Raw genomic sequence first — 4,271 nt, forward strand, 5'->3', positions numbered from 1 at the left:
GTGGGGTTTTCCTTGATGCTCATTGGTTTCTCCTTTCGACTACCGCAAGTCTCGCTTCACCCGATCGGTGTGATCTGGAGTCGAAAGTCCCCAGACGGCGGGGCCTTCGTCGCTGCCGTGGCGCTGGGTTGACGGCGAGGCTAGGCAGTGCAGACCTGTCTGGTTGGAAAGGAGCGCGCCATGACTGCGACAACGCCGATCGTCGTTGGCGTGGACGGGTCGGACTCCGCGCTGCACGCCGTGCGGTGGGCGGCCGGGGAAGCCGAACTGCGCGCCGCGCCGTTGCGGTTGGTGCACGTGTGCACCGTGGTGCCGCCGGGATACGTGGATGCGTCCGGGCCTACCGACGCCCTCGTCGACCGGTGCCGGCAGTGGTTGTGGCAGGCCACCGAAGCCGCCCGCACCACCTGACGCGGAAAGGAGAACCGCCATGCGTGCCCGCGACATCATGACCACTCCCGTGGTGACAGTCCGGCCGGACACCACCGTCAAGGCGGCCGCCGCCCTGCTGGCCGCCCGCGGCTTCACCGCACTGCCCGTGGTCGACGACGATGAGGCGCTGGTCGGCATCGTCACCGAAGCCGACCTGATCCACCAGCGCATCCCGCCCGACCCCCGAGTCCGCGCGCGGCACACCACACCACGGGCCACCAGCGGCACCGTCGCCGAGGTGATGAGCTCGCCCGCGGTCGCCGCGGGCCCCGGCGCTGACCTCACCGAGCTGACCGCGGCCCTGCTCAAAGCCCGGCACCGCAGCATGCCCATCGTCGACGGTGCCCGCCTGGTCGGCATCATCACCCGCCGCGACCTGCTGCGTGTCCTCGCCCGCTCGGACACCGACATCGCTCGGGACGTCCGGCACCGGCTGGAGATCTACGGCGGCTCCGGCCGCTGGACCGTCCAGGTGCACGACGGTGTGGTCACCGTCGCCGACGAGTACCACGACGCCACCGATGACCACGTGGCCGTCGTGCTCGCCGAAGCCGTTCCCGGTGTCGTTCGGGCCGCGGTGTCCGGTCCCGGCGAGTGAAGGACGGGAGACCACGATGGCGACCGCCCCGAATCGCTCCGAATCGCCGCGCTGGCAACGGCATCACGCGGTCCGGGTGGTCGCCGGTGCGGCCCGCGACGCCGCCGAACTCGCCGAACTCCTCGACATGCTGGGTCTCACCGCGGCGGAAGGAAGGCAACCACCCGTCACTGTCCATGATGAACAGATGCCTGCCCCACGGCACGCGTCGCCGGTCGAACGGGATCTCGCCACCACACTGCTGGCCGACGTGACCGACGCCATCCGATAGCTGGGCAGGGACCTTCGACCCGGTTGAAAGGGGCCCGGGCGACCCATGAACCGGGTGCGAATGGCCGTGTGGCCGGCACGACCGTTGCGGCAGGCTGGACGCAACAAAAGTTCGAACCCGGGGGTCGAACCCAAGGAGCCAGCCATGACCACCGTCACCGTTCAACACACGCTCGGCCTGTTCACCGCCACCGACCGCTGCGACCGCTGCTGCGCACGCGCCCAGGTTCGGGTCGGCTTGTTCGAGGGCCAGTTGCAGTTCTGCGACCACCACGTCCGCCAACACTGGGCGGCGCTCGCTGGGGCCGCCTTGTGGTTTGAGCACAACGGACCTGTCTGATCCTTTGTCGTTAGTGGAACCGGCAGAGCGCGCCGATACCCTCGGCCGGAGCATGTGCTGTGTGCGGGTCGAGGATGTGCACCTGGGCGCCGGTGAGCAGGGCGGCGCGGATCGCGAGATCCGCTAGTGGTCCGCGGTCGTGTCGGTGCCAGGATTCCGGCGGGTTCTGGGTGACAGGAAGGATTTGCCGGGGATCGGTTCCGAACCACGCGGTTCGGGTGTCGTTCGGGTCGGGGGCGACGAGCAGGTCGGCGACCCGGCCTTCGGCCATGGCTTCCAGCGTGGCCAGTTCGCCGTCCACGGCCAACCCGCGTGGGGCGAGCTGCTCGGCGAACCGGGACAGCAGCTCGGCTGTCCAGGCCCCAGCCACGGACCGGATCACTTCGGCGACCACGTCCGTCCGGTGCGGTTGGGAGCCGTCCGGGCCGCGGCCGCCGGTGATGTGCTGGATGGTCGCCTCGCCGCGAACCCAGGCGGGCAGCCGCTCCTCGAGCAGTTGCACGGCGCGGACATCACCGGAGATCACCAGTAGCTTCGCGCCGCTGGTGCGCAAGGCCTGTTCGCAGGCGTCGGCGACCGCGCCGGCGTTGTGCCGCCAGGAATCCTCGGCGCGGTTCTGGTAGCGGGACTGGGCCCAGCCACCGGGTGCGTTGCGCTCGATCTCGTCGTCCGGCCCGAGCACCGACGTGGTCCGCGGCGCCTGGCCACCGCCCGCGTTGGTGTAGAGATCCGCGCCGGTGCGATCGGTGACCACCAGTACGAACGGCGGCCGATTCCGCAACCAGGCCAGCACCGGGGCGAGGCGGGCCACCGGGCCCCACTCGGCCCGGTCTGGCCCGGCCAGGCCTGGGGTGTGCAAGACGGTCGGTTCGCCATTGACAGTGGCGAACACCGCCAGCCCGTCGACGGATGCCGGCGCCGTGCGTAGTGCGTGTTCGACCGCGCCGACGGCGGCATCCGCCGCGCCAGCTGTCCGGTCAGGGCGTGCCACCGTGCGGCCGGGTCGATCGGCGCGGCCGGGTACCCCAGGAAGACCGAGGCGACGCCGCCGGCGTGCCGCGTGATGTCGAGGATGATCTGGCTGTCCGGCAGGGAAATCGCTGTGGTAGTCATCGTGCTCCCTCCTTCGTGCCGTCAATCCTCGGCCGCCGCCGGTCGGCCGGGCACCGCCGTTGGCCTTACCTGGACGGGACTTTCGGCCCCGGCCCGGGTCTTTGGTCCATGCCGGGCGGGAAATGGTTCTCTGCCGCCGCGACCCGCGGGCCGGTTGGCTGAACGTAGACGGCCCGATAAGGGGCGAAGGAGGCTGTGATGGAAGATCCGAAGGTTTCCTCGATGATGACTACCAACGTGATCACCGTGCGGCCGGAGACTTCGTTCAAGGACGTGGTCGCCCTGCTGGCCGGCAAGAAGATCAGCGCCGTGCCGGTGGTCGACGAGACCGGCCACCCGCTGGGTGTCGTGTCCGAGGCCGATGCCATGGCCAAGCAGGAGTTCCACGGCGGCAACGACGGTGCGGCGTGGTGGTCGCGGCCGCGGCGCCGGGCCCGGAGCCGCAAGGCGCTCGGAACGACCGCCGCCGAGGTGATGACCTCCCCGGTGATCACGATCGGCGCGGAGGAACCGGTCACCCGCGCCGCCCGGCAGCTGGCTGACAAGCGGGTGCGCCGGCTGTTCGTGGTCGATCCGGACGGCGTCGTGATCGGGGTGGTGGCCCGGCACGATGTGCTCGCGACGTTCCTGCGCGAGGACGCGGCCATCCAGGACGACATCGAGGAACTGGTACTGCGCAAGGGCATGTGGGTCGTTCCCGGCACGGTCACCGTCCAGGTGAGCGACGGGGTGGCCACCCTGGAAGGAAAGCTGGAACACCGCACCGCGGTGCAGGTCGCCGAACGTCTCACCGGCGCCGTGGTCGGCGTGGTCGCCGTGCACAACAACCTGAGCTACGTCGTCGACGACACCACCGGCGCCGGCCTGTAGAACAGGTGACAAGGCCGCCGCCGCGACCAACGGTCGCGGCGGCGGCCTTCGCGGTAACCACCTCAGAGAGTGCTGGCCATCATGGCGACCAAGTCGAGGGTGCGGTTGGCGTAGCCCCATTCGTTGTCGTACCAGCCGAACACCTTGGCCAGGTTGTGATCCGCGGTGGTCAGCGAGGCGTCGACGACGCACGAGGCCGGATCGCCGATGATGTCCCGGGAGACGATCGGATCCTCGGTGTAGCGAAGGATGTCCTTGAGCCGGCCGGCGGCCGCCTCGGCGAACGCCCGGTTGATCTCGGTGACGGTGCCGGAGGTGTCCAGCTCGACGGTGAGGTCGGTGAGTGAGCCGTCCTCGACCGGCACGCGCACCGCGACGCCGTGCAGCCGGCCGGCCAGTTCGGGCAGCACGAGGCCGACCGCGGTGGCCGCGCCGGTGGAGGTGGGGATCATGTTGACCGCCGCGGAGCGGGCCCGGCGCAGGTCCTTGTGCGGGCCGTCGAGCAGCGACTGGTCGTTGGTGTAGCTGTGGATGGTGGTCATCAGGCCCCGCCGGACCCCGAAGGTGCGGTGCAGCACGTCGACCATCGGAGCCAGGCAGTTGGTCGTGCACGAGGCGTTGGACACGATGTGGTGCTGCTCCGGGCGG

7 protein-coding genes are annotated in these 4,271 nt (G+C 70.2%); 5 read left to right on the forward strand and 2 right to left on the reverse strand.

From position 1 onward, the window contains the following. Positions 1-180 precede the first annotated feature (180 nt). The 4 genes from VFV67_RS10015 (at position 181) to VFV67_RS10030 (ending at position 1,640) form a co-directional block, all read left to right on the forward strand. Complete coding sequence (locus VFV67_RS10015) at positions 181-411, forward strand: universal stress protein (protein ID WP_326469003.1); 231 nt, start codon at positions 181-183, stop codon at positions 409-411. Positions 412-430: 19 nt separating this feature from the next. After that, entirely contained in the window at positions 431-1,030 is a 600-nt protein-coding gene (locus VFV67_RS10020) for an HPP family protein (protein WP_326469004.1), read from the forward strand. 16 nt (positions 1,031-1,046) lie between these two features. After that, positions 1,047-1,301, forward strand: a complete 255-nt coding sequence (locus tag VFV67_RS10025) for a hypothetical protein (protein ID WP_326469006.1) — start codon at positions 1,047-1,049, stop codon at positions 1,299-1,301. 144 nt (positions 1,302-1,445) lie between these two features. Beyond that, entirely contained in the window at positions 1,446-1,640 is a 195-nt protein-coding gene (locus tag VFV67_RS10030; RefSeq protein ID WP_326469007.1) for a DUF7455 domain-containing protein, read from the forward strand. A gap of 10 nt (positions 1,641-1,650) precedes the next feature. On the opposite strand, the gene VFV67_RS10035 is transcribed toward VFV67_RS10030, so the two are convergent. After that, a complete protein-coding gene (locus VFV67_RS10035) occupies positions 1,651-2,499 on the reverse strand; it encodes a Vms1/Ankzf1 family peptidyl-tRNA hydrolase (protein WP_326469008.1) in 849 nt (282 codons plus the stop codon). Positions 2,500-2,951: 452 nt separating this feature from the next. Here VFV67_RS10035 and VFV67_RS10040 point away from each other — a divergent pair, with 452 nt between their 5' ends. Beyond that, a complete protein-coding gene (locus tag VFV67_RS10040; RefSeq protein ID WP_326469012.1) occupies positions 2,952-3,623 on the forward strand; it encodes a CBS domain-containing protein in 672 nt (223 codons plus the stop codon). A 62-nt stretch (positions 3,624-3,685) separates the two neighbouring features. On the opposite strand, the gene VFV67_RS10045 is transcribed toward VFV67_RS10040, so the two are convergent. Then, positions 3,686-4,271: type I glyceraldehyde-3-phosphate dehydrogenase (locus VFV67_RS10045; protein ID WP_326469013.1), on the reverse strand; the 586-nt coding region annotated here is incomplete at its 5' end.

Source organism: Actinophytocola sp. (genome assembly GCF_035762905.1).
In the GTDB taxonomy this organism is placed as follows: Bacteria; Actinomycetota; Actinomycetes; order Mycobacteriales; family Pseudonocardiaceae; genus DASYTH01.

Bases quoted from the DNA above. Each gene is read 5' to 3' on its own strand.
- VFV67_RS10040 (WP_326469012.1), top strand. From the start codon at position 2,952: ATGGAAGATCCGAAGGTTTCCTCGATGATGACTACCAACGTGATCACC.
- VFV67_RS10020 (WP_326469004.1), top strand. From the start codon at position 431: ATGCGTGCCCGCGACATCATGACCACTCCCGTGGTGACAGTCCGGCCG.
- VFV67_RS10030 (WP_326469007.1), top strand. From the start codon at position 1,446: ATGACCACCGTCACCGTTCAACACACGCTCGGCCTGTTCACCGCCACC.
- VFV67_RS10025 (WP_326469006.1), top strand. From the start codon at position 1,047: ATGGCGACCGCCCCGAATCGCTCCGAATCGCCGCGCTGGCAACGGCAT.
- VFV67_RS10015 (WP_326469003.1), top strand. From the start codon at position 181: ATGACTGCGACAACGCCGATCGTCGTTGGCGTGGACGGGTCGGACTCC.